Here is a 22292-nt window from a genome sequence, read left to right as displayed (position 1 = left end):
ACGCGGAATCAAGGCCACCATTCCCGTGCCCGCGGACCGGGTCCGCAACCGCCTCAAGCGCGGTTCACGCGGCGGGCGGCCGCCGAAGTTCGACAAGGACGACTACAAACAGCGGCACGCAGTCGAGTGCGGCATCAACCGCCTCAAGCGCCACCGGGCCGTCGCCACCCGGTACGACAAACTCGCCGTCCGCTACGAAGCGACCGTGCTGGTCGCAGCCATCAACGAATGGCTATGACCAGCACTTTCACAACAGGCCCTAGTGTCGGCCCATAGGCTTCCGGACAGGCCCGGCTCGACTGATGACACCGCTGCCGCGGCACGGCCGAATCCACTGCGAGTGGTCCGATTGAGAAGACTCCCGCTGACTGCTTCCCAGGTTTTGGGGGTGAGCATCTTGCGGCTGATGCCCTCGACCTCGCCTCGCAGTTCGGTGAAACGCAGGGTGCGGGTCTCCTACCGCTTCGACGACCGGCTTGGTGAACGTGCCGGGGATGAGTGAGCTGGCAGTGCCCCCGGGCGGGGCCGGGCCGGGCGGTGCCGTGGCTGCGACCTCCCCCAAGCTCTCGGCTTCGCTCGAGCAAGGGGGACCCCCATCCCAGCCCGGAGTTTCAGGCTGCCTCTGCGGCGTGCTCGTGGACGTCGCAGGCCTCGTCGTTTCCGTACGTCTCCCAGGCGGGGAACTCGTCACCGGCCGGTACGGCTTCGCCTGGCGCGAGCAGGCAGGCGTCCAGCGCCGCCAGGAGGGCTTCGTGGCGCAGCCCGGTGCCGATGAAGACCAGTTCCTGGCCCTGCGCGGTGCCGGGTCCGCGGGTGCCGGAGGGTTCGAAGCGGGCGACGGCGCCGGCCTGGGACCACAGGCCGGTCACGCGGGGGCGGCTGGCGAGCCAGAAGAAGCCCTTGGAGCGCAGGATCCGCCCGAAGGTGCCGCTGTCCAGGCCCTTGGTGACGAACGTCCACAGCCTGCCCGGGTGGAAGGCCGCGTCGGCCCGGAACACGACCGAGGAGATTCCGTACTCCTCGGTCTCGGGGATGTGGTCGCCGTTGAGTTCCTGGACCCAGCCCGGCGCCTGCTGCGCCTTCTCGACGTCGAACAGGCCGGTGCCCAGGATGTGTTCGAGGGCCACGTGCCCGCGTACGGCGGGCAGGACGCGGGCGGCCGGGTTCAGTCGGGTCAGCGCGGCCCGCAGGCGTGCGGCCTGGTCCGGCTCCACCAGGTCCAGCTTGTTGAGGACGATGACGTCGGCGAACTCGACCTGGTCGACGAGCAGGTCGCTGATGGTGCGCTCGTCGTCCTCGTAGGCGGCCAGTCCGCGCGCGGCCAGTTCGTCCCCGCCTTCGAGCTCCCTCAGGAAGTTCGCGGCGTCGACGACGGTGACCATGGTGTCGAGGCGGGCGAGGTCGCCGAGGGTGGCGCCGTCGTCCCGGGGGAAGGAGAAGGTCGCGGCGACCGGCATGGGCTCGGAGATGCCGCTGGACTCGATGAGCAGGTAGTCGAAGCGGCCCTCGCGGGCGAGACGGTCGACCTCCTCCAGCAGGTCGTCGCGCAGGGTGCAGCAGATGCACCCGTTGGTCATCTCGACCAGCCGTTCCTCGGTCCGTGACAGTGCCGCCTCGCCGCCGCGCACGAGCGCGGCGTCGATGTTGACCTCGCTCATGTCGTTGACGATCACCGCGACGCGGAGGCCCTCGCGGTTGCCGAGGACGTGGTTGAGCAGGGTGGTCTTTCCCGCACCGAGGAAACCGGACAGAACGGTCACCGGCAGGCGGTCGTACGACGCCACGGGATCAGCCCTCGGGATGGATGAGGCCACGCTCGTACGCCTTCACCAGGCGCTGGGGGACCTGGTAGACGGAGCCGTCGACGGTGACCGGCACCAGCTGGGGCGTGGTCGCCTTCCACTGGGCGCGGCGGTGACGGGTGTTGCTGCGGGACATCTTCCGCTTGGGGACGGCCATGTGAAGCTCCTCGCCTCGGTTGATTGCTTGTTCCGCCGTGACGGCACGGCTGACTCGTGAGTCCGCGTGCGGCACCCCGCGGAGCCCCCCTTGCTTGCCCGTAGGGGTGCCGCACGCGGACCGACGCACCCTAACCTCTAACGGTAATCATTTTCAATAGATGACTCCGGTGCGCGTGCGGCTGGTCTCGGCTACCAGGACGACTTGGTCACTCCGGGCAGGAATCCCGCGTGCGCCTGCTGTCGCGCCCGTACGCGGGAGAGCCCGAACTTGCGCAGGTAGCCCCGGGGGCGGCCGTCCACGCTGTCGCGGTTGCGTACGCGGGTGGCACTGGCGTTGCGCGGCTGCCGGCGCAGCTCAGTGAGGGCGGCGTCCCGGTCGGCCGTGCTGGAGGACGGCCGGCGGATGATTTCCTTGAGTTCGGCCCGCCGGGCGGCGTAGCGCTGGACGATCTCCTTGCGCTTCTCGTTCTGCGCGATCTTGCTCTTCTTCGCCATCAGACCTTCCCTCCTCGTGCGCGGATCCGGGCCACGGCGGCCTCGATGCCGATCGCGTCCACGGTCTTGATCGCCTTGGCGCTCAGTGTCAGGCGTACGTGGCGCCCCTCGCTGGGCAGCCAGTAGCGCTTGTGCTGGATGTTCGGGTCGAAGCGGCGTGAGGTGCGCCGGTGGGAGTGGGAAATGTTGTTGCCGAATCCCGGCTTGGCGCCGGTCAGTTGGCAGTGGGCCGACATGGATCTGCCGCCTCTCTCAGTGGGCGTACGTGTTGGTAATGGAAACCATTGTCATATACTTGCGCCATGGCACGCAACGAGATCCGCCCGATCATCAAGCTCCGCTCCACGGCGGGCACCGGATTCACCTATGTCACCCGCAAGAACCGGCGCAACGACCCCGACCGGCTGGTGCTGCGCAAGTACGACCCCGTCGCCCGTCGCCACGTGGACTTCCGCGAAGAGCGCTGACCGCCCCGCAACCCCGCCCCACCGCCGAAAGGTTCCTGCCATGAAGCCCGGAATCCACCCCGCATACGGCCCCGTCGTCTTCCGCGACACCGCCTCCGGTACCGCCTTCCTCACCCGCTCCACGATGACCAGCGACAAGACGGTCGACTGGGAGGACGGCAACACCTACCCGGTCGTCGACGTGGAGATCTCCTCCGCCAGCCACCCCTTCTACACGGGCACTGCGCGCGTCATGGACACCGCCGGCCGCGTCGAGAAGTTCCAGCGCCGCTACGGAGCCCGGTGATGGACGGCGAGCGCCAGCTCCCCGTCGTGATCGTCGCCGGGATGCACTCCGAGGCCCGGAGGGAGGTCGTCGATCAGCTCCTGCGGACCGTTCCCGGGAGTGTGGCGCTGCACCACGACCTGTCCGCTGCGCCCGACGGTACCGTGCTCCGCCTGATCCGCGATGCCTCCGGCCCCCTCTCCCGCGGTGAGACACCGCTGGTCAACGACTGCGCGTGCTGCGCCCTGCGTGAGGACCTCGTCCCGGAACTGGAGCGGTTGGCGGACAGCGGCCTGACCCGGCTCGCCGTGGTCGAGCTGTGGGACTCGGTCGAACCGAAGGCCATGGCAGAGGTCGTCGCCGGGTACGGCGCGGACCGTCTTGTGCTGACGAACGTGATCACCGCCGTGGATCCCGCCCTCGTCCTGCCCTGCCTGGCCAACGGTGACGACCTGGCCGAAGCCGGCCTCGCCGCAGCCCCCACCGACCAGCGGACCGTCGGCGACACCTGGGCCCGCCAGCTGGAGTACGCGCCGGTCCTCGCCCTCGTCGACAGCGAGGAAGCCGACGACGAGGACCGGGCACTGCTCGCTCAACTGCACCCCACCGCACGGCGCGTACCGGTCGCTTCCGTCGAACTCGCCCGGGCCGCGTTCGCCGGCTTCGACGTCGAGGCCGCGGCGGCCGCGCAGCACCCGGCGTGTGCGCTGCTGCCGCAGGAGGCGGACGAGGCCGGCGTGACCACGCTGGTCTGGCACCGCCGACGGCCGTTCCATCCCGAGCGTCTGTACGAGGCGTTGGAGGACCTGTGCTGTGCGGCGGCCCGCAGCCGTGGCAGGTTCTGGCTCGCCGACCGCCCCGACACCCTGCTGGCCTGGGACGCCGCAGGCGGCGCGCTGTGTGTCGAGAGTGCCGGCCCGTGGCTGGCGTCATTGCCCGACGCGGCGTGGGACATGGTCCCCCCGATGCGGCGGGCTGCTGCGGCCCTGGACTGGCACCCCGAGCACGGCGACTGCTGCCAGCACCTGGTTTTCACGTCGCCGGGCCTTGACCGGGACGGGCTGGAACGGCTCCTCGACTCCTGCCTGTTGACGGACGCGGAGTACCTGTCGGGGCGCGAGGCCTGGAAGGACCTGCCCACCGCCTTCGACTCCCTCCTCGACGCCGCCTGACTTCCGTACCCACCACCTGCCCACGGCCCGACGAGGCCGTCATCGAAACGTTCAGTCAAGGAGACGCCACCATGGCCCGACGCCCCGTTCCCCACAAGCCGGTCAAGTCCCGGCCCAACCCGCTCGACGCCGCAGGGATCACCTACATCGACTACAAGGACACCGACCTGCTCCGGAAGTTCATCTCCGACCGGGGGAAGATTCGCAGCCGGCGCGTGACTCGGGTGACGGCCCAGCAGCAGCGGGCCCTCGCCGCCGCCATCAAGAACGCGCGCGAGATGGCCTTGCTGCCGTACGCCGGTCGCTGACGGAAACCGGGCGAGCGGTGATCGCGGTGGCGGTCAGGTCCTCCACTGGAGAGCTCGGCCGCGCGGGGGGATAATCCAAGTGATTGCCATTTCGCTTTCCCTCGCACAGGGAGGCTGGAATGCGTGGCCTGTCGATCCACGCGCCGGGGGTGGTTCTCGGGCTGTCGCTGGCGGTCGTGTGCGCGTGGGGCGGGCCCGGATACGCGGCCCCCTCGCCGATCCCGGTGGTCGCCTCGACGAATGTGTACGGGGACATCGTCCGGCAGGTCGGGGGAGGGCGTGTCGCCGTCGTGTCGATCATCAGCGATCCGGCACAGGATCCGCACTCCTACGAGGCCAGTACCCGCACCCAGCTGGAGCTTTCCCGTGCTGCGGTCGTCGTCGAGAACGGCGGCGGCTACGACGAGTTCGTCGGCCGGATGCTGCGGAGCTCGGACAACTCCTCGGCCGAGGTGATCGATGCCGTCCAGGTCTCGGGCAAGGAGGCCAATGACGCGGGGGAGTTCAACGAGCACGTCTGGTACGACCTGCCGACGGTGGGCCGCCTCGCCGACCGCATCGCCCAGGCCCTGGGCAGGACGGCACCGGGCGACGCGGAGGTCTTCCGCAAGAACGCGCAGGTGTTCAAGGACGAGCTGGCCGGACTTCAGGCGCGTACGGACCGGATCGAGAGCCGTCACCCGGGCGCCCCCGTGGCGGTCACCGAGCCTGTGCCGCTCTATCTGACGGAGGCGTGCGGGCTGGTCAACAAGACTCCCGCGGCCTTCAGCGAGGCCATCGAGGAGGGCGACGACGTTCCGCCCAGGGCCCTGCAGCAGACGCTCGCCCTGTTCACCGATCACCGTGTCGAGGCCCTGGTCTACAACGAGCAGACCACCGGCCCCCAGACGGAGAGAGTCAGGAAGGCCGCTGAGGACAACAGGGTTCCCGTGGTGCCGGTGACTGAGACGCTCCCGCCGGGCAAGGACTACGTCGGCTGGATGACGGACAACATCGCCGCCATCGAACGTGCCCTGGACCGGTGATGGACCGCAGGGAGGCCCTGGCGCCGCTGTCCCGGCCGGACAGCGGAGCACAGCCGGACAGCGGCCCGCCGGCGATCAGCCTGCGCGGGGCCGCCCTCGCCTATGGCGAGCGCGTCCTGTGGCAGGGCATGGACCTCGATGTGCGCCCTGAGGAGTTCCTGGCGGTGTTGGGGCCGAACGGTTCGGGCAAGACGAGCCTGTTGCGCATCCTCCTGGGACGGCAGCCGCTCACGGCGGGTCAGGTGTCGGTTCTCGGCCGCCCACCGGACCGGGCGCGCGGCCTGGTCGGGTACGTCCCGCAGCAGAACTCGCTTCCCGCGCATACGCTGCTGCGGGCCCGTGACATGGTGCGCCTCGGCCTGGACGGGCACCGATGGGGGCTGCCGATCACCCCCGGTGCGGTCCGCCGCAGGGTCGACGAACTCCTCGACTCAGTCGGCGCCCTGCCGTACGCGGACACCCCGATCGGACGGCTCTCGGGTGGCGAGCAGCAGCGCGTGCGGATCGCCCAGGCGCTGGCCACGGATCCGCGGGTCCTGCTGTGCGACGAGCCGTTGTTGTCCCTGGACCTCCAGCACCAGCGCACGGTCATCCGCCTGGTGGACCGGCGGCGACGAGCGGCCGGCACCGCAGTGGTGTTCGTGACGCACGAGATCAACCCCGTCCTGGGGCCGGCGGACCGGGTGCTCTACCTGGCGGCGGGCGGGTTCCGGGTCGGCCCGCCGGAGGAGGTGATGACCACGGAGGTGTTGTCGCAGCTGTACGGGACACACGTGGACGTGGTCCGTGTGCGCGGCCGGGTGGTCGTCGTGGGAGCGCCGGATGCCGCCACGGATGCCCATCACTCCGCGCGGCCGAACGGCGGCAGAACGCCATGGGCGCACTGAGCGCGCCGGCCGAGCCAGCCCTCGTACCGGTCATGGCCCCCGACGACGGCGCGGATCCGGGCATCTGGCAGCAGATCTTCAACTTCGCCGACTACGCGGAGCTGCTCGCGCTGGTCAGCGACTCGCTACTCGCCGGGGCGCTGGTCGGCCTGGTGGGTGGCCTGGCCGGGACGTTTGTGATCATGCGGGACCTGCCGTTCGCCGTGCACGGCATCAGTGAGCTGTCCTTCGCGGGCGCGGCCGCGGCCCTGCTGGCCGGCGTCAACGTCGTAGCCGGGTCCATCGTGGGCTCTCTGCTCGCCGCGGCGGCCATCGGCCTTCTGGGAGTGCGGGCCCGCGACCGGAACTCGGTGATCGGGATCATCATGCCGTTCGGGTTGGGGCTGGGTGTGCTGTGCCTGGCGCTCTACAAGGGACGGGCGGCCAACAAGTTCGGGATCCTGACCGGCCAGATCATCGCTGTCGACACCCCCCAGATGGCCTGGCTGGCCGGCACGTCCGCGGTCGTGCTGGTGGCACTCGCCCTGATCTGGCGGCCGCTGACCTTCGCGAGCGCCGACCCCGATGTGGCCGAGGCCCGTGGGGTGCCGGTCCGGGCGCTGTCGCTGGTGTTCATGCTGGTGCTCGGGCTCGCGGTGGCCCTGTGCGTGCAGATCATCGGTGCCCTCCTGGTGCTCGCCCTGCTCGTGACCCCTGCGGCCGCCGCGGCACGGCTGACGGCTTCCCCGGTGCTGCTGCCCGTCCTCAGCGTGGTCTTCGCCCTGGTGGCCATGGAGGGAGGGATCCTGCTCGCGCTGGGCAGTGCCATCCCCATCAGCCCGTACGTCACCACGCTCGCCTTCCTGATCTATCTGGCCTGCCGGATCGCGGGCTCCCGGCGTGCCGCCCGGGCGTCCAGGACCGCTCTGCCTGCGGAGAGGCGGTCCGCGGCGGTCGTCTGACCGGCCCGCTCGACCGTGGGGGCCGACCGGGGCCAGACTGGAGGAGAGATCCGTTTCGCTCCTCCGGGAGCGGCACGGAAGGAGGCGTTCATGCATCCCCTCGCCATCGTCGGCGCGGCCGCCGGCAAGCTCGTCCACTACGCGGTGTCCGGTGTGGTGGGTGCGCTCCTCATCAAAAAGCTGCCCGACGCCGCGCCCACCGCGCGCAAGGCGCTGGTGGGAGGCATCGCGGGCGGCATCGTGGCGAGCCGGTGGCTGAACTCGGCCGCCGAGGAGGCCCGGCTCAAGGCCGGGGACATGCTCGCGGAGGCCCGTACCTCGCTGGGCGAGGAGGTTCCGCCGCCCTCCGCGGTGAAGGTCGACCACGACGACCACGGCCATGAGCACTGATCATGTCCGGGGTACTTGTCCGCTCGGTGGCGAAGGGACGGGTCCGGCTCAGCGTCCCCTGGCTTCGTGACCGGCCCGGCTGCGCGGGCCTCGTAGACGACCGCCTGGCCGGCCTCAGTGGTTTTCGGGCCCTGCGGATCTTTCCGCGCACCGGCAGCGTCGTGATCTGGGTGGCGCCCGAGGACCTGGACGTGGACGCGCTGGTCGCCTCCCTGGAGGAGGCCCCGCCCCCGTCGGCTCCTGCCAAGGCCACCCGGTCGGTTCCCGACTCCTCCACCGGCGAGATCGCCCGTCTCGTCGTGGGCGGGGCCGTTCTCGCCTTCGTCGCGCTGCGCCGCCTGCTCGCCCGGCCCCGCATCGGCGTCGGCTCCTCCGGCCTCCTCGGCGTGATCACCGTCTTCACCGGCCTGCCGTTCTTCCGCGGTGCCCTGCGCACCTTGCGCGGCAGGAGCAGCCCCGGCACCGACACGCTCGTCACCGCAGCCACCGTCATCTCCCTGGTCCTGCGCGAGAACGTGGTCGCCCTGACCGTGCTGTGGCTGCTGAACATCGGCGAATTCCTGCAGACGCTCACCCTGCGCCGCACCCGCCGCGCCATCGAGGACCTGCTCACCATCGGCGAGGAGCGGGTGTGGCTGGTCCGGGGCGAGGGCGTGGAGGTCGAGGTGCCCCTGGAGGAGCTGGAGCCCGGCGACGTCGTCGCCGTGTACGAGCACCACCGCATCCCCGTCGACGGACACGTGACCGGCGGCGAGGCCCTGGTCGACCAGGCCGCCGTCACCGGCGAAGCCCTCCCCGTCTACGCACGCGAAGGCGCCCACGTCTACGCGGGCACCATCGTCACCTCCGGCTCCCTCACCGTCCGGGCCGACTCCGTCGGCCGGGACACCACCGTCGGCCGGATCATCACCCGGGTCGAGGAGGCCCAGACCGACCGGGCCCCGATCCAGACCGTCGCCACCCGCTTCACCCAGCGCTTCGTCCCGGTCTCCTTCGCCCTGGCCGCCTTGACGTATGCCGTCACGCGCGACGCGCGGCGGGCGATGACGATGCTGCTGATCGCCTGCCCCTGCGCCGCGGGCCTGGCCACACCGACCGCCATCAGCGCCGCCATCGGCAACGGAGCCCGCCGCGGCACCCTCATCAAGGGCGGCACCCACCTGGAAGGCATCGGCCGGGTCACGGCCGTGGTCTTCGACAAGACCGGCACCCTCACCTTCGGCCGCCCCCTCGTCACCAGCGTCGTCACCCTCAGCGAGCGCTTCGGCGCCGACGAGGTGCTCAGCCTGGCCGCCTCCGGCGAGCTCCACGCCCGCCACCCCCTCGCCCAGGCCATCGTCGCCCACACCGAGGAACAGCACCTCCACGTGCCGCTCCACCAGGCCTGCGAGGTAGTCCTCGGCATGGGCATGCGCGCCGAACTCGACGGCACCCGCCTCCTGGTGGGCAGCCCCGCGCTGCTGCGCCGGCACGGCATCGAACTCACCGAGGAGGCCCAGGGCTGGACCGACCACCTGCGCCGCGGCGGTGAGACCGTCATCTGCCTGGCGCAGGACCAGGAGTTCATTGGCCTTCTCGGGGTCTCGGACGCCGTGCGGGCGGGCGCCGACATCGTCGTCCGGCAGTTGCGCGACCTGGGCGTCTCGCGCCTGGTACTGCTCACCGGTGACGCCCCGGAAACCGCCCAGGTCGTGGCGGACGCCCTCGGCATCACCGAAGTGCACGCCCACGCCCTTCCGGAGGCGAAACTCCAGCTGATCCGCGACCTCCAGGCCGAGGGCCACACCGTGGCGATGGTCGGCGACGGAACGAACGACGCCCCCGCACTGGCGCTGGCGGACGTGGGCATCACGATGGGCGAGCACTCCTCCCATGTCGCCCTGGAGACCGCGGACATCGCGCTCGCGGGCAACGACCTGCGCCAGGTCGCGGCCGTGGTCGAGCTGAGCCGTCACACCCTGCGCGTCGTACGGCAGAACTACGGGCTCGCCATCGGCGTCAATCTGCTCGGCTTGGTCGCGGGCGCGGGCGGTTCCATGAATCCGGTGCTGGCGGCGCTGCTGCACAACACCAGCAGCATCGCGGTCGTCGGCAACTCCGCCCGCCTGGTCAACCACACTCCGCACCTGCCCCGGGTGGAGGAGGACGCGCTCAGGCCGGCGCCTCTGGAGGAACGACGGGTCACATGACGCCGGCCGGCTCCAGGCCCGGTCCCGTCACCGGCCCGGGATCCACTCCCGGTGCCGGGAGCGGCATCTCGAAGTGGACGGTTCCGAATCCGCCGTGCTCGCCGGTGGTGCGGGCGTCGAAGATCTCGGTGGCCAGGCTGCGCCAGAAGCCTTCTGCGCCGGGGATGTCGACGTTCGTGTGCAGGTAGATGCGCTCGTAGCCCGGTACGGCCGCGGCGAACGCGCATGCGGTGTGCACCATCGCCCGGGCCAGCCCGTGCCGCCGGTGCTCGGGGCGCACGTAGACACGCAGCAGCTGCGCGGTCGGTCCCGAGGGGTAGCGCTCGACGAGGCTGCGCGGGTGCGGCGGGTGGGCGGGGCCGCGGGAGTTGAGCGCGGTGGTGCCGACCACCTCGCCGTCGTCGCGTACGGCGACGACGAGGGTGTGCCGGGGATGGCGCAGGTAGGTGCCGTCGAGGTCGACGACGTCGGGGTGCCAGTCCGGCACGTACCCGTAGCCGAACTCCCGGTAGAAGGTGTCCAGCATGACGCTCCGGGCACCGGGCAGGTCCTCGCATCTCGCGTGCCGCACCGTGTACGGCCCAACCCTCTGATCAGGTGTCAGCTCTGTCATCCCACTCCGCCTCTCGTGCTCCGGGGGCCGCAGGCTATCGGAAAACTGTCGTATTGGAAATGAAAACGATTTCCTATAACGTCTGCGTCGCACAGAGCCGACGGCAGTCTGGGAGGAAGTCCGGTGGGACATCTGCTGGTGATCGAAAGCTGGGTGGGATCGATGAGCAGGCTGCTGCCCAGGGCGATCCGCGAGGACGGGCACGAGTTCACCTTCGTCACCCGCGACCTGCACCACTACCTGCGCTCCGCCCCCGCGGGTGAGGGGCCCCACCCGCTGCTCACGGCCCGCAACGTCATCACGGCGGACACCAACGACACGGGTGCCCTGCTCGACCGGTTGGAAGGTCTGCACGCCGTCCTCGGCTTCGACGGGGTGGTCTCCTCGTGTGACTACTACCTGCCGGCCGTCGCTCACACCGCCCGGCGGCTCGGCCTGCCCGGGCCTGCCCCGGAGGCGGTCGAGGCGGCCTGCCGCAAGGACCTGACGCGCCGTGCACTCGCCGAAGCCGGTGTGGCGGGGCCTCGGTTCGCGCTCTGCGAGGGTGCCGGGGAGGCGGTGGTGGCCGCTCGCGAGATCGGCTACCCGCTCGTCGTGAAGCCGGTGGACCTGTGTGCGGGCATGCTGGTCCGCGCGGTGGCCGACGAGCGCGAACTGGAGCTCGCCTGCCAGGCCCTCACCGAGTTCCCGGTCAACGCCCGCGGCCAGGACCGTGCCCCCGTCATCCTGCTCGAAGAACTGCTGCACGGGCCCGAAGTCAGCGTCGAGACCGTCTCCTTCGGCGGAGCCACCCATGTCGTGGGCGTCACCGACAAGAGCATCGGAGGGGCGCCCGCCTTCATCGAGACCGGCCACATGTTCCCGGCCGGCATCGCCGAGGCCCTGGCGTCGGAGGCCGCCGAGACCGCGCTGCGGGCCGTCAAGGCGCTGGGCCTGGACCAGGTGGTCTGCCACACCGAGATCAAACTGACGCCCGACGGGCCCCGGCTGGTCGAGGTCAACCCCCGCCCGGCCGGGAACCGCATCACCGAACTCGTCCGCCATGTCACGGGCGTGGACCTGGCGACTGCCTGCGTGGACGTGGCCCTCGGCCGCGTGCCCGATCTCGCGCCGCGGTCGACCGGAGTGCGCAGCGCAGCCATCGCCTTCCTCCTGCCCGACACCGCCGGCACCCTCGCCGGCATCGAGGGGGCGGAGGCCGTCCGCGCCCGGCCCGAGGTGCTGGAGCTCACCCTTGCCGGAGCCGGCCGCAGCGTGCGGGCCGCCACCAGCAACAACGAGTACCTCGGCCATGTCATGACGGCCGACACCGAGGGCGGCGGCGCCCGCGCCGCCGCCGAGCGGCTGCTGGCCGGCCTGCGCCCCTGTTACGAGCCCACCGCGGCGGTGCCCGCGTGACCGCGCCTGCTCTGCACACGCCTGGAACCGAAGTGTCCCCGACGCGCGAGCACGCGCAGGGCGACCCTGTCGTCCGGAGCGTCGATCAGCTTTTCGATCGTGTTCGCGCCGGGGCGTACGGCCTCGACCCCGCCCACGAGCGGATCTCACTCGCGTTCACCACCGCCCAGGCCGTCCGGCACGAAGGGCGCAGCAGCGGCTACCGCAACGAGGTCCTGAGCGTGCGCCTCGGCGCGGCCGTCGGATCGTGTGCCGTGGAGCCCGGGGCACTGCCCGCGGGCGCCCTCGACGACTGTGTCGGCGCCACCATCGCCGACCTCCTCGGCCATCCGCTCCTACCGGTGCGGATCGCGGCCCTCGACGCCTACCTGGCCCACGTACGCCCTCACACGCCGGAGTACGGCGCCCGCCCGCATCCTCTGCCGGCCGGCAGTTCGCTGAGCCGCTCGATGGCCCGCGCCCGTGCCGTCGTGGACCTGCTGCCCATCGACGCCTCCGGGCCCGGCGAACGCCGCCCGGTCCTGGTGGTCGGAGTGGTGAACTCGCTTCTGGAGCAGCTGCGTTCGCGGAGCCGCAACTACCTGCCGTGCGACCTCAAGGGTGGAACCACCGAGTGGGGTGAGCCCGTCCTGACCGACGCGGCCGCCCACCTCGAACGCTGCGGCGCCGTTCTCGCCTCCGGCATGACCCTGGGCAACGGCAGCTTCCAGGGACTGCTCGACCACGCCGCCGCGACCGGCAAACCCCTTGTGATGTTCGCCCAGACCGGCAGCGCCGTCCTGCCCCGCTTCCTCGGAGCCGGAGTGAGCGCGGTGTCCGCCGAGCCGTATCCGTTCTTCTGGCTCGACGGCGGCCCGGGGGTCATCCACCGCTACGGAGGCCGGCCGTGACCCTCGCCCCGCCCATGCCCAGGTCCGACGCGGCTGACGCCAACCCCGGTCTCCTGCCCCTGCTGGGGCGCACCCCCCTCGCCCGTATCCACACCGACCTTCCCCACTCCCATCCCGGCTTCTGGGCCAAGCTCGAATGCCTCAGCGCCGGCGGCATGAAGGCCCGCGCGGCGATGTCCATGCTGACCAGCGCCCGACGGCGTGGCGAGTTGTCCCCAGGCGCCCCCGTCGTGGAGTCCACCTCCGGCACGATGGGCATCGGGCTGGCCTTCGCCGGGCAGGCCCTCGGCCACCCCGTCATCCTCGTCGGCGACACCGAACTCGAACCGTCCATGCGGCAGTTGCTTCGCGCGCACGGCGCCCGCCTGGAGCTCGTCGACCGCCCGGCTGCCCAAGGCGGCTGGCAGGCCGCCCGCATCGCCCGGCTGCGCGAGGTCCTGGCCCGCACCGAGGACGCGTACTGGCCCGACCAGTACAACAACCCGGACAACCCGGCCGGTTACCGGTCGATGGCTGCGGAACTGATCGCCCAGCTCGACCACCTGGACGTCCTGGTGTGCAGCGTGGGCACCGGCGGGCACAGCGCGGGACTGGTCGGCCCGCTGCGCCGCCGCTGGCCCCGGCTGAAGGTGATAGGCGTCGACTCCGTCGGCTCCGCCATCTTCGGACAGCCCGCCCGGCAGCGCCTGATGCGCGGACTCGGCAGCAGCATCCACCCCCGCAACGTCCGGCACGGCGTCTTCGACGAGGTGCACTGGGTGGGCCCCGCCGAGGCTGTCGACGCCTGCCGCCGACTCGCCCGGGGCAGCTTCGTCAGCGGCGGCTGGAGCACCGGCGCCGTCGCCCTGGTCTCCGCGTGGGCCGCCAGGGCCGAGCCCGGCGCCGTCGTCGCCACCGTCTTCCCCGACGGTCCGCACCGCTACCTCGGCACCGTCTACGACGACGACTTCTGCCACGCCCACGGCCTCACCGCCACCGCCCCGGCCACCCGCCCGCTGGAGATCCCGCACCCGCGCGCCGCCGAGGCCCTCGGCTGGACCCGCTGCCGCACCGTCGTCGATCCCGTCACCGCGCCCGGCCCATCCGCCTACGTTCCGGCCCCCGGAGGTGCCGTGTGAAGCTCACCTGGCACACCGCCTCCCTGGAACTGGCGGAGCCGCTGCGCATCGCCCGCTCCGTGATGGCCCGCCGCGACGCCGTCTGGGTCCGCCTGGAACACGGCGGGCTGAGCGGCTGGGGGGAGGCCGTCAGCAGCCGATACCTCGGGCTGCCCACCGCGGACATCCTGCGCCACCTGAACGCCCTGCGCCCGGCCGTCGAGCGCCTGCCGGACCCCGAGACCGCATGGGACGAAATCGCCCCCGCCGGCATCCTCGGCGCCGGCCTGCCCGCCGGAGTCCTCGCCGCGGTCGAGGCCGCCGTACTGGACCTCACCGGCAAACGGGCCGGGCAGCCCGCGCACCAGTTCCTCGGCAGCCCGCTGCCCCCGTCGGCAGCGACGGCCCGCACCATCGGCATCGTCGCGCCCGTCCCCGCCGCATCACAGGCAAGCCGGCTCGCCGCGGCCGGATTCACCGTACTCAAGGTCAAGGCAGGATCCCCCGACCCGGCCGAGGACCTCGCCCGCGTCGAGGCCGTCCGCGAAGGAGCGCCCGCCGCGGATCTGCTGCTCGACCCCAACGGCGCCTGGACCGAGGAGCAGGCACACGCACTGCTGCCCCGCTTCGCCGCCCTCGGCGTCACCGCCGTGGAACAGCCCATCGCCGCCGGCCGGCCCGACGCCCTGGCACGGGTCGCCGTCGCCTCCCCGGTCCCGGTGATCGCCGACGAGGATGCCGTCTCCTACGAGGATGCCGCCGCCCTCGCGGGCCGGGTCCACGGGGTCAACGTCAAACTCGCCAAGTGCGGCGGCGTACGGGCAGCGCTGCGCATCCACGACGCCCTGAGCGGCAGCGGCACCGACCTCATGCTCGGCTGCCTGACGGCCAGTTCGCTCGGCATCGCGCCCGCCGTCCACCTGATCGACCGGGCCCGCTGGGTCGACCTCGACGGGCATCTGCTCCTCGCCGACGATCCGTGGGCCGGGATCGGCGGCGCCGACGGCACCGTACGCCCCGCCGCACGCGGCGGGCTGGGAGTCCTTCGCCGTGCCGGCATACCCGCAGGGGCCGCACAGTGAGAACCCTCGCAGCGGTGCGCGGCTTCCCACCGGCCGTGCGGCTTCTGCTGATCAACCAGCTCGGCGTCAACACCGGCTTCTACCTGCTCATCCCCTACCTGGCCACCCACCTCACCGACGACCTCGGAATGTCCGCGGCGGTGGTCGGCCTGGTTCTGGGACTGCGCAACCTCAGCCAGCAGGGCCTGTTCCTGATCGGCGGCTCAGCGGCAGACCGCCTCGGGGCCCGCGGCGTGATCATCGCGGGCTGCGGCCTGCGTACCCTCGGCTTCTCGCTGTTCGCCCTCGGCGACGCGCTGCCCGTGCTGATCGCCGCATCCGTCCTGAGCGGGCTGGCCGGGGCCCTGTTCAACCCGGCCGTACGGACGTACGTCGCCCAGGAGTCCGGCGACCGCAAGGCCGAGGCGTTCGCCCTGTTCAACGTGTTCGCCACGGCCGGGGCACTGCTCGGTCCGCTGCTGGGCGGCTTGCTGCTGTTCGGCGGCTTCCGGGTGGCGGCGCTCACTGCGGCGGGCGTGTTCGCACTTCTCACCGTCGCCCAGGCCGCCGTGCTGCCCGCCCGCGCGGTGCCGCGTCCGGCCGGCTCCGTCCTCGGCGACTGGCGGGAGGCGGCGGGCAACCGCCGGTTCGTGGCCTTCGCGCTCGCCATGGTCGGCATGTACGGCATGGAGAGCCAGCTCTACCTGCTGCTCCCGAACGCCGCGAGGCAGGCCACCGGCTGGGCGGGCGCGGTCGGGCTGCTCTTCGCCGCCGGGACCCTCGCCAACCTCCTGTTCCAGCTGCGCCTCACCCGCCGATTGGCCGCACGGGGCGGCGGTCGCGGCCGCTGGATCGCCGCCGGGCTGGCCGTCAGCGGGCTCGGTTTCGTACCGCCCATGCTGGTGGCCGGGGCGACGGGGGAGCACCCGGCGCGGCTGTTGCCGGTCCTGGCCGGGGCGCTGCTGCTGCACCTCGGGCTGATGACCGCCCAGCCGTTCGTCATGGAGCTGATCCCCGCGTTCGGCCGCGCGGAGCTCACCGGCACCTTCTACGGCCTGTTCTACGCCGTGTCCGGAGTGGCCGCCGCGGGCGCGGGAGCCGGCGTCGGTTGGGCCATGGACACGGCCGCGCAGACGGGCCCGGCGTGGCTGCCGTACGCCTGCTGTACCGCCCTCGGCCTCACATCGGCGGCTGCCGTCACCCGGCTGCACCGGCGCCGGTCCCTGCCCGCCACCGCGGTGGATACGCCGATCGCCTCTGTTTCCGGGGACCGCGACCCGGACCCGCACCCGGACGTGGAATCCGCCGCCCCGCACACCGACCCCCGTCCCCTGAGCGAGACCAGATGAGCACCGGCAACCTCCTCACCGACCACCCCGAGCTCTATGAAGAGCGCTTCCCCGACCCCGACCGCCTCGCCGCCCGCTGGGCCGAGGACACCCTGCGCCGACACGGTGCGGGACCGCGGGTTCTGGACATCGGCTGCGGTACCGGCCGCGACGCGGCCTGGCTGCACCACCATGCCGGACGCCGTGTCACCGGCATCGACACCGCCGAGGCGATGCTCGCCCACGCCCGCCGCCGCCACTCCGGCCCCGACTACCACCGCGCCGACATGCGGGACTTTGAACTCGGCCGCACCTTCGACGCCGTCCTCTGCCTGGACAGCGCGCTGCTCTACTGCCACACCAACGACGACCTCACCGCCTGCCTCGCCGCCTGCCGCCGCCACCTCGTCCCCGGCGGGCTGCTCATCGCGGAGATGCGCAACGGCGCCTTCTTCCTCGGCAACACCGAACTCCTCGACGGGCCGCGCACCGCCTCCATCGACTGGCGCGGCACCACGCACACCTCCCACACCACCCTGTGGATCGACCACGGTGCCCAACTCCTGCGCCGCAGCCGCACCTGGACCGCCGACGACGGAACACCGCCACAAGAGCAGCACTCCGCCTGGCGGCTGCTGTTCCCCCAGGAACTGCGGTACTTCCTCACGACCGCCGGCTTCGAGGTCCTGGACCTGTACGACCGCTCCGGCCCGCGTACCGAACCGCCCTGGCGTGAAGGCGACTCCCCGCAAGGAACCACAAGTTCCGACCGCCTGCACCTCGTCGCCCGGCTCACTCCCCCGAACCACCCCCAGCACAGCAACGGAGACACCACACCGTGAACAGCCCCCGCTCCGGCCTCCCCCGCCGAGGCTTCCTCCTCGCCACCGCCACCGCCACGGCAGCCGCCCTCGCCCTCACCGCCGGCTGCGCAACCGAAACAGGCAAGACCGCCGACAAGAAGAACGCTGCCGAGGCCGGAACCCCCAAGCGCGGCGGCACGCTGCGCGCCGCCTTCGCCGGCGGCGGGGCGAGTGAGACCCTCGACCCGCACGCCGCCAACCTGTTCGTCGACGCAGCCCGCGCCAAGGCCCTCTACGACAAGCTCGCCGACTTCGGCGCCGACCTCGCCCCCGTACCGCGGCTCGCCGAGCGCTGGGAGCCCAACGAGGCCCTCGACACCTGGAAGATCACTCTCCGCAAGGCCTCCTTCCACGACGGCCGCCCGGTCACCGCCGAGGACGTCCTCTACAGCTACCGCCGGATCGCCGACCCCCAGGGCACCTTCCGGGCCAAGGCATCCCTGGAGCCCATCGACCTCGCGGCCAGCCGAGCCCTGGACGCCTCCACCATCGAGTTCAAGCTGAAGCGCCCGTACGCCGAATTCCCCAACGTACTGGCCGCGTTCGGCGCCTACATCGTCCCGAAGGACACCACTTCCTTCGACAAGCCCGTCGGATCCGGCCCGTTCACCTTCGGCTCCTTCACACCCGGCAGGTCCCTGGTGGTCAAGCGCAACGACGCCTACTGGGAGGGCGCACCCCACCTCGACCAGCTCGAAATCGTCGTCGCCACCGAGGAGTCGGCCCGGGCCGGCGCCCTGCTCGGCGGCCAGGTCCAGTACGCCCACGAGCTCAGCCCCGCCACCGCCCGCACCCACGAGGGCAAGGGGAAGATCGAGGTCATCCGCCTCCCCGGCAGCTCGATGCAGGGCTTCGTGATGAAGACCGACCGGCCCCCGTTCAACGACCCGCGGGTCCGCCAGGCGTTCTTCCTCATCGCCGACCGCAAGGAACTCGTCGACGGAGCCCTCTCCGGCGCCGGAGAGATCGGCAACGACCTCTTCGGCAAGGGCTACCAGTACTACGCGTCCGGCCTTCCGCAGCGCACCCAGGACCTGGAGCGGGCCCGCGCCCTGCTCAAGGAGGCCGGGGCGGAGAACCTCAAGGTCACGCTCGACACGGCCCCCGCCGGTGCCGGCCTGGTCGAGGCCGCCGGCATCTTCAAGGATCAGGCCGCCAAGGCCGGCGTCACCATCGAGGTCAAGGTCGGCAACAAGGACACCTACTGGAAGGACATCCTGAACAACGGGACCTTCGCCTCCTACCGGTCCGGGTCCATGCCCATCGAGTCCCACATCTCGCAGCGCCTGCTCACCGGCTCCACCACCAACGCCACCAAGTGGCAGCACAAGGACTTCGACGACCTGTACCAGCAGGCCCAGTCCACCCGCGACGAGAAGGAGCGGGCCGCCCTCTACGAGCGCATGCAGCGCCGCCTGCACGACGAAGGCGGCTTCCTGATCTGGGGCTTCGCCGACTGGATCGTCGCCACCGCACCCACCGTGCACGGCGTATCCGCCAAGGCCCCCGCCAACACCCTCGACTGGGCCCGCTTCGACAAGATCTGGCTCGCGTGACCCTCCACCTCTCCTGGGTCGGCCGCCGCCTGCTCCTCGGTCTGGGGCAGACGGCGGCCGTCGTCCTGTTCGTCTTCGTGCTCACCGAGGCCCTGCCCGGGGACGCGGCCGTTGCCCTGGCCGGCGACCAGCCCGATCCGGAGCGCATCGCCCGTATCCGCGCGGCCCTGGACCTGGACCGACCCGCCGCCGAACGCTTCCTGGACTGGGCCGCCGGACTCCTCCGGGGCGACCTCGGCACCTCGCTCGTCAGCGGGCGGCCCGTCTCCGGCTACCTGTCCGGCGGGCTCGGGCCCACGGTGGTGCTCGCGTGCGCCACCCTCGTCGTGCTGCTGCCGCTGTCGGCAGGGCTCGGCGTGCTGTGCGCCCGCCGTGAGGGCGGCCCGCTGGACCGCACCCTCAGCGCGCTGACCCTGGCCGTGCACTCCGTACCCGAGTTCGCCCTCGGCGTGCTGCTGGCCGCCGTGTTCGGGCTGTGGCTGGGCTGGCTGCCGCCCACCGCCGTCGGCGCGGACCCGCTCACCGAGCCGGCCGTACTGGTCCTGCCCGTCCTCGTGCTGGTCGCCCGGCCCGTGTGCACCATCAGCCGCCTGGTGCGGGCCGGGATGATCGAGGCGATGGCCTCGCCGTACGTCGCCCAGGCCCTGCGCTACGGCGTGAGCGGCGCGCGCGTCCGCTGGACGCACGCCTTGCCGAACGCCCTCGCTCCCGCCGCCCAGCAACTGGCCCGGACCTGCGACTGGCTGCTCAGCGGAGTGATCGTCGTCGAGGCCCTCTTCGTCATCCCGGGCCTGGGGACCGTGCTCATCGACGCCGTCGCCGCCCGGGACGTGCCCGTCGTCCAGGGCATGGCCGTCGTCTTCGGCACGGTCACCGTCCTGGCCAACCTCGGGGCCGACCTCGTCGCCCGGCGGTTCGCCCCCCGCGCGGAGGTGGCCGCATGAGGCGCCACGCACCCAGGTACGCGCTCGCCGTGGGGCTCATCGCCGTGCCCCTGCTGCTGGCCGCCCTCGGACCGATACTCGCCGGACCGGCCGGACCCCGCTCGGTCTCCTTCGCCTCGGGCACCGGGCACGTGCTGGGCACCGACTTCAGCGGCCGGGACGTCTGGCGGCAGGTCCTGCTCGGCGGCCGCTCCGTGGTCCTCGTGGCGCTCGCGGCCACCGGCCTGGCCTACCTCGTCGCCGTCCCGCTCGGGCTGACCGCCGCACTCACCCGCCGCACCTGGCTGGAGGAGGTCCTCATGCGGCCCCTCGACGTACTGATCGCCGTGCCCTCGCTGCTGCTGGTGCTGCTGGTGGCGGCGACGCTCACCCCGGGGCCGGCCGGACTGGCGGCCCTGGTCGGACTGGCCGCCGTACCCGACGCCGCGCGCGTGGTGCACGCGGCGGCGGCCGAGATAGCCTCCCGGCCCGCCGTCGAAGCCCTGCGGATGCAGGGCGAGTCCTGGTGGCGTACGGCGATCGGCTACGTGGCCCGCTCCATGCGCCGGACCCTCGCCGCCGACGCCGGGATCCGGCTGACCGGCGCCCTGTACCTGGTGGCCACAGCCGCGTTCCTCGGGATCGGCGTCGCGCCCGACGCCGCCGACTGGGCGGTGATGGTGGACCGCAACCGCGCGGGCCTCTTCCTGCAGCCGTGGGCCGTGGTGGTGCCCGCCATCCTCATCGCGGCCCTGTCCATGGGCACCAACCTGCTCTTCGACGCCGCCCTGCACACACCGGCAGCCAAGGCCGCCAGGAAAGGAGGCCGGGGATGAATCCGGTCGCGGAAGTGGAAGGGCTGCGCGTTGAGGTGGCCGGCAGCACACTCGTCGACGGGGTGAGCCTGACGGCCCGCGCCGGCCGGATCACCGCCCTCGTCGGGCCCTCCGGCAGCGGGAAGACGACCACCGGACGCGCCCTGCTCGGCGAGTTCCCGCCCGGTGCCCGGGTCGACGGCCGGATCCGGACCCCGGGACCCGGCTCCGTCGGCTACGTACCCCAGCACCCCGCCGCCGTCCTCAACCCCGCCCGCCGCGCCGGAGCGCTCCTGAGGGACATCGCCGCCCGACAGGGCGGAACCCGCGGCGAAATCCAGGGCCGCGTCGAGCACGCCCTGCGCCTGGCCCAGCTGCCCGACCCCGCGACGGTGCTGCGCCGCTACCCCCACCAGCTCTCCGGGGGCCAGCAGCAGCGGGTCGTCATCGCACAGGCACTGCTCCTGGGGACCAAGGTGATCGTCGCCGACGAACCCACCACGGGCCAGGACCCGGTCACCAAACAGGGCGTCGTCGAGGCATTGGCCGACGTCGCCCGGCAGGGCATCGCCCTGGTCCTCCTGAGCCACGACTGGGACGTCGTACGGCAGTTGGCCGACGAGGCGGTCGTGCTGCGGGGAGGCCGGGTCGTGGACCGTGGCCCGGCGGACGCGGTGCTGCCCACCCCCGCGAAGCCGGCGGCGCACCGGCCACGACCTATCTCACCCGTCGGCGGAGCACGATGGGAAGTACGGGACCTGACTGCCCGGCACCGGACCGCGGGAGGCACCACTCCCGTACTGCACGGCATGACGCTGTCGGCCGTCCCGGGGGAGTGCCTGGCCGTGGTCGGCCGTTCCGGCAGCGGCAAGACCACCCTGGGCCGGTGCCTGGCCGGCCTGCACTCCGCGTACGACGGGACGGTCCTGCTCGACGGGGCCCCTTTGCCGCGCAGCCTCCGTGCCCGCACGCGCGCCGAACTGGCGGCCGTCCAGTACGTGTTCCAGGACCCCAAAGCGGCCTTCGACGAGCACCGGCCGGTCCTCGACCAGGTCGCCCGCACGGCCGTCCGGCTGCGCGGCGCCGCCCGGGACACCGCCCGCCGTGCCGCCGTACGGACCCTGGAGGAGCTGGGGATGGCCGAAGGCCTGACCCTGCGCCGCCCGGGCGCGCTCTCGGGCGGAGAGCTCCAACGTGCCGCCCTGGCGAGGGCACTGCTGGCCGAGCCCGCAGTCCTGGTCTGCGACGAGATCACCTCCGGCCTCGACCCCACCACCCGCGACGCGATTTTCACGCTTCTGTCCCGGCTCCGGCAGCGGAACGCGCTCAGCCTGGTGTTCATCACCCACGACCTGGCAGCTGCCGACACCCTGGCCGACCGAACCGCGGTCCTCGACGCCGGCCGACTGGTCACGTACGGGGCAGGCCCGGATTGACACGCTCGAGGGCCACGGCGGTCACCCGCCCGGTGGTGAGGGCGCAACGCGCGCCGTGGTGGTTTGTCGCGGTCGGCTTCGGCCTCATCGGAGAGGTTTCGGCGCCTGACCGTGCATCCGACAGCGAAGGCCGACACCCGTTGACCGTGACGCTCGTTTGACGCTCGGGCCCCGAAACATGCCACAAGCGGTGCCGCTGAACCGTCTCTGAC

At 72.1% G+C, this 22292-nt stretch carries 24 protein-coding genes and 1 pseudogene; 20 read left to right on the top strand and 5 right to left on the bottom strand.

All coding sequences use genetic code 11. The features are described from left to right. A pseudogene (locus ACFV7Q_RS08310) lies at window positions 1-238 on the top strand (IS5/IS1182 family transposase); the annotation flags it as partial. 373 nt (window positions 239-611) lie between these two features. Here ACFV7Q_RS08310 and ACFV7Q_RS08305 read toward each other — a convergent pair. The 4 genes from ACFV7Q_RS08305 to rpmB all read right to left on the bottom strand — a co-directional run bounded on the left by ACFV7Q_RS08305 (window position 612) and on the right by rpmB (window position 2692). Continuing rightward, the gene (locus ACFV7Q_RS08305) at window positions 612-1784 is read right to left on the bottom strand and encodes a GTP-binding protein (protein ID WP_385425183.1); all 1173 of its coding nucleotides are present in this window, start codon (window positions 1782-1784) and stop codon (window positions 612-614) included. Between the two features lie 4 nt (window positions 1785-1788). After that, entirely contained in the window at window positions 1789-1959 is a 171-nt protein-coding gene (gene rpmF / locus ACFV7Q_RS08300; protein ID WP_037929589.1) for a 50S ribosomal protein L32, read from the bottom strand. Between the two features lie 191 nt (window positions 1960-2150). Continuing rightward, window positions 2151-2456 (bottom strand): 30S ribosomal protein S14, encoded by a 306-nt coding sequence (gene rpsN / locus ACFV7Q_RS08295; RefSeq protein ID WP_385425180.1) that lies wholly within the window; start codon window positions 2454-2456, stop codon window positions 2151-2153. Beyond that, window positions 2456-2692, bottom strand: a complete 237-nt coding sequence (gene rpmB, locus ACFV7Q_RS08290) for a 50S ribosomal protein L28 (protein WP_219664489.1) — start codon at window positions 2690-2692, stop codon at window positions 2456-2458. The genes rpsN and rpmB overlap by 1 nt, the downstream gene beginning before the upstream one ends. Before the next feature lie 66 nt (window positions 2693-2758). Between rpmB and rpmG the strand changes: the two genes are divergently transcribed. The 9 genes from rpmG (at window position 2759) to ACFV7Q_RS08245 (ending at window position 10100) form a co-directional block, all read left to right on the top strand. After that, window positions 2759-2923: a 50S ribosomal protein L33 gene (gene rpmG / locus ACFV7Q_RS08285; RefSeq protein ID WP_037929581.1), complete on the top strand. Its 165-nt coding sequence runs from the start codon at window positions 2759-2761 to the stop codon at window positions 2921-2923. Window positions 2924-2963: 40 nt separating this feature from the next. Then, window positions 2964-3209 (top strand): type B 50S ribosomal protein L31, encoded by a 246-nt coding sequence (locus ACFV7Q_RS08280; RefSeq protein ID WP_366857970.1) that lies wholly within the window; start codon window positions 2964-2966, stop codon window positions 3207-3209. Then, complete coding sequence (locus ACFV7Q_RS08275; RefSeq protein WP_385425175.1) at window positions 3209-4360, top strand: CobW family GTP-binding protein; 1152 nt, start codon at window positions 3209-3211, stop codon at window positions 4358-4360. The genes ACFV7Q_RS08280 and ACFV7Q_RS08275 overlap by 1 nt, the downstream gene beginning before the upstream one ends. 71 nt (window positions 4361-4431) lie before the next feature. Beyond that, window positions 4432-4668, top strand: a complete 237-nt coding sequence (gene rpsR / locus ACFV7Q_RS08270; RefSeq protein ID WP_219664496.1) for a 30S ribosomal protein S18 — start codon at window positions 4432-4434, stop codon at window positions 4666-4668. Between the two features lie 119 nt (window positions 4669-4787). Further along, window positions 4788-5693: a metal ABC transporter solute-binding protein, Zn/Mn family gene (locus tag ACFV7Q_RS08265; RefSeq protein WP_385425171.1), complete on the top strand. Its 906-nt coding sequence runs from the start codon at window positions 4788-4790 to the stop codon at window positions 5691-5693. Next, on the top strand, window positions 5693-6580 hold the full coding sequence (locus ACFV7Q_RS08260; protein WP_385425168.1) for a metal ABC transporter ATP-binding protein: 888 nt from the start codon (window positions 5693-5695) through the stop codon (window positions 6578-6580). The genes ACFV7Q_RS08265 and ACFV7Q_RS08260 overlap by 1 nt, the downstream gene beginning before the upstream one ends. Before the next feature lie 32 nt (window positions 6581-6612). Beyond that, on the top strand, window positions 6613-7521 hold the full coding sequence (locus ACFV7Q_RS08255; RefSeq protein ID WP_385425195.1) for a metal ABC transporter permease: 909 nt from the start codon (window positions 6613-6615) through the stop codon (window positions 7519-7521). Window positions 7522-7611: 90 nt separating this feature from the next. Continuing rightward, window positions 7612-7911 carry a DUF1490 family protein gene (locus tag ACFV7Q_RS08250; RefSeq protein WP_385425165.1) on the top strand — a complete coding sequence of 100 codons (300 nt, stop codon included), beginning with the start codon at window positions 7612-7614 and terminating at the stop codon, window positions 7909-7911. Window positions 7912-7913: 2 nt separating this feature from the next. Beyond that, window positions 7914-10100: a heavy metal translocating P-type ATPase gene (locus ACFV7Q_RS08245; protein WP_385425162.1), complete on the top strand. Its 2187-nt coding sequence runs from the start codon at window positions 7914-7916 to the stop codon at window positions 10098-10100. On the opposite strand, the gene ACFV7Q_RS08240 is transcribed toward ACFV7Q_RS08245, so the two are convergent. Further along, window positions 10093-10713: a GNAT family N-acetyltransferase gene (locus tag ACFV7Q_RS08240; RefSeq protein ID WP_385425159.1), complete on the bottom strand. Its 621-nt coding sequence runs from the start codon at window positions 10711-10713 to the stop codon at window positions 10093-10095. The genes ACFV7Q_RS08245 and ACFV7Q_RS08240 overlap by 8 nt on opposite strands. A gap of 123 nt (window positions 10714-10836) precedes the next feature. Between ACFV7Q_RS08240 and ACFV7Q_RS08235 the strand changes: the two genes are divergently transcribed. Genes ACFV7Q_RS08235 through ACFV7Q_RS08190 form a run of 10 tightly spaced genes read left to right on the top strand, consistent with a single transcriptional unit; the run spans window position 10837 to window position 22080 of the window. Further along, complete coding sequence (locus ACFV7Q_RS08235) at window positions 10837-12111, top strand: ATP-grasp domain-containing protein (protein WP_385425157.1); 1275 nt, start codon at window positions 10837-10839, stop codon at window positions 12109-12111. Window positions 12112-12143: 32 nt separating this feature from the next. Continuing rightward, window positions 12144-13001 (top strand): Rossmann-like domain-containing protein, encoded by an 858-nt coding sequence (locus ACFV7Q_RS08230; protein ID WP_385425154.1) that lies wholly within the window; start codon window positions 12144-12146, stop codon window positions 12999-13001. Window positions 13002-13015: 14 nt separating this feature from the next. Further along, window positions 13016-14119 (top strand): PLP-dependent cysteine synthase family protein, encoded by a 1104-nt coding sequence (locus ACFV7Q_RS08225; RefSeq protein ID WP_385425151.1) that lies wholly within the window; start codon window positions 13016-13018, stop codon window positions 14117-14119. After that, the gene (locus tag ACFV7Q_RS08220) at window positions 14116-15180 is read left to right on the top strand and encodes a dipeptide epimerase (RefSeq protein WP_385425149.1); all 1065 of its coding nucleotides are present in this window, start codon (window positions 14116-14118) and stop codon (window positions 15178-15180) included. Before ACFV7Q_RS08225 ends, ACFV7Q_RS08220 begins: the two co-directional genes overlap by 4 nt. Further along, window positions 15177-16508: an MFS transporter gene (locus ACFV7Q_RS08215; protein ID WP_385425147.1), complete on the top strand. Its 1332-nt coding sequence runs from the start codon at window positions 15177-15179 to the stop codon at window positions 16506-16508. Before ACFV7Q_RS08220 ends, ACFV7Q_RS08215 begins: the two co-directional genes overlap by 4 nt. Further along, window positions 16505-17329 (top strand): class I SAM-dependent DNA methyltransferase, encoded by an 825-nt coding sequence (locus tag ACFV7Q_RS08210; protein ID WP_385425144.1) that lies wholly within the window; start codon window positions 16505-16507, stop codon window positions 17327-17329. Before ACFV7Q_RS08215 ends, ACFV7Q_RS08210 begins: the two co-directional genes overlap by 4 nt. Then, the gene (locus ACFV7Q_RS08205) at window positions 17326-18906 is read left to right on the top strand and encodes an ABC transporter substrate-binding protein (RefSeq protein ID WP_385425141.1); all 1581 of its coding nucleotides are present in this window, start codon (window positions 17326-17328) and stop codon (window positions 18904-18906) included. Before ACFV7Q_RS08210 ends, ACFV7Q_RS08205 begins: the two co-directional genes overlap by 4 nt. Continuing rightward, a complete protein-coding gene (locus ACFV7Q_RS08200; protein WP_385425138.1) occupies window positions 18903-19850 on the top strand; it encodes an ABC transporter permease in 948 nt (315 codons plus the stop codon). The genes ACFV7Q_RS08205 and ACFV7Q_RS08200 overlap by 4 nt, the downstream gene beginning before the upstream one ends. After that, window positions 19847-20665 carry an ABC transporter permease gene (locus ACFV7Q_RS08195; protein ID WP_385425135.1) on the top strand — a complete coding sequence of 273 codons (819 nt, stop codon included), beginning with the start codon at window positions 19847-19849 and terminating at the stop codon, window positions 20663-20665. The genes ACFV7Q_RS08200 and ACFV7Q_RS08195 overlap by 4 nt, the downstream gene beginning before the upstream one ends. Beyond that, complete coding sequence (locus ACFV7Q_RS08190) at window positions 20662-22080, top strand: ABC transporter ATP-binding protein (RefSeq protein WP_385425132.1); 1419 nt, start codon at window positions 20662-20664, stop codon at window positions 22078-22080. Before ACFV7Q_RS08195 ends, ACFV7Q_RS08190 begins: the two co-directional genes overlap by 4 nt. Window positions 22081-22292 lie beyond the last annotated feature (212 nt).

It is taken from the genome of Streptomyces sp. NPDC059851 (genome assembly GCF_042732005.1).
GTDB lineage: Bacteria > Actinomycetota > Actinomycetes > Streptomycetales > Streptomycetaceae > Streptomyces.
The sequence above is the reverse complement of the archived record's forward strand: the minus strand, read 5'-3'. Positions and strand labels throughout refer to the sequence as shown.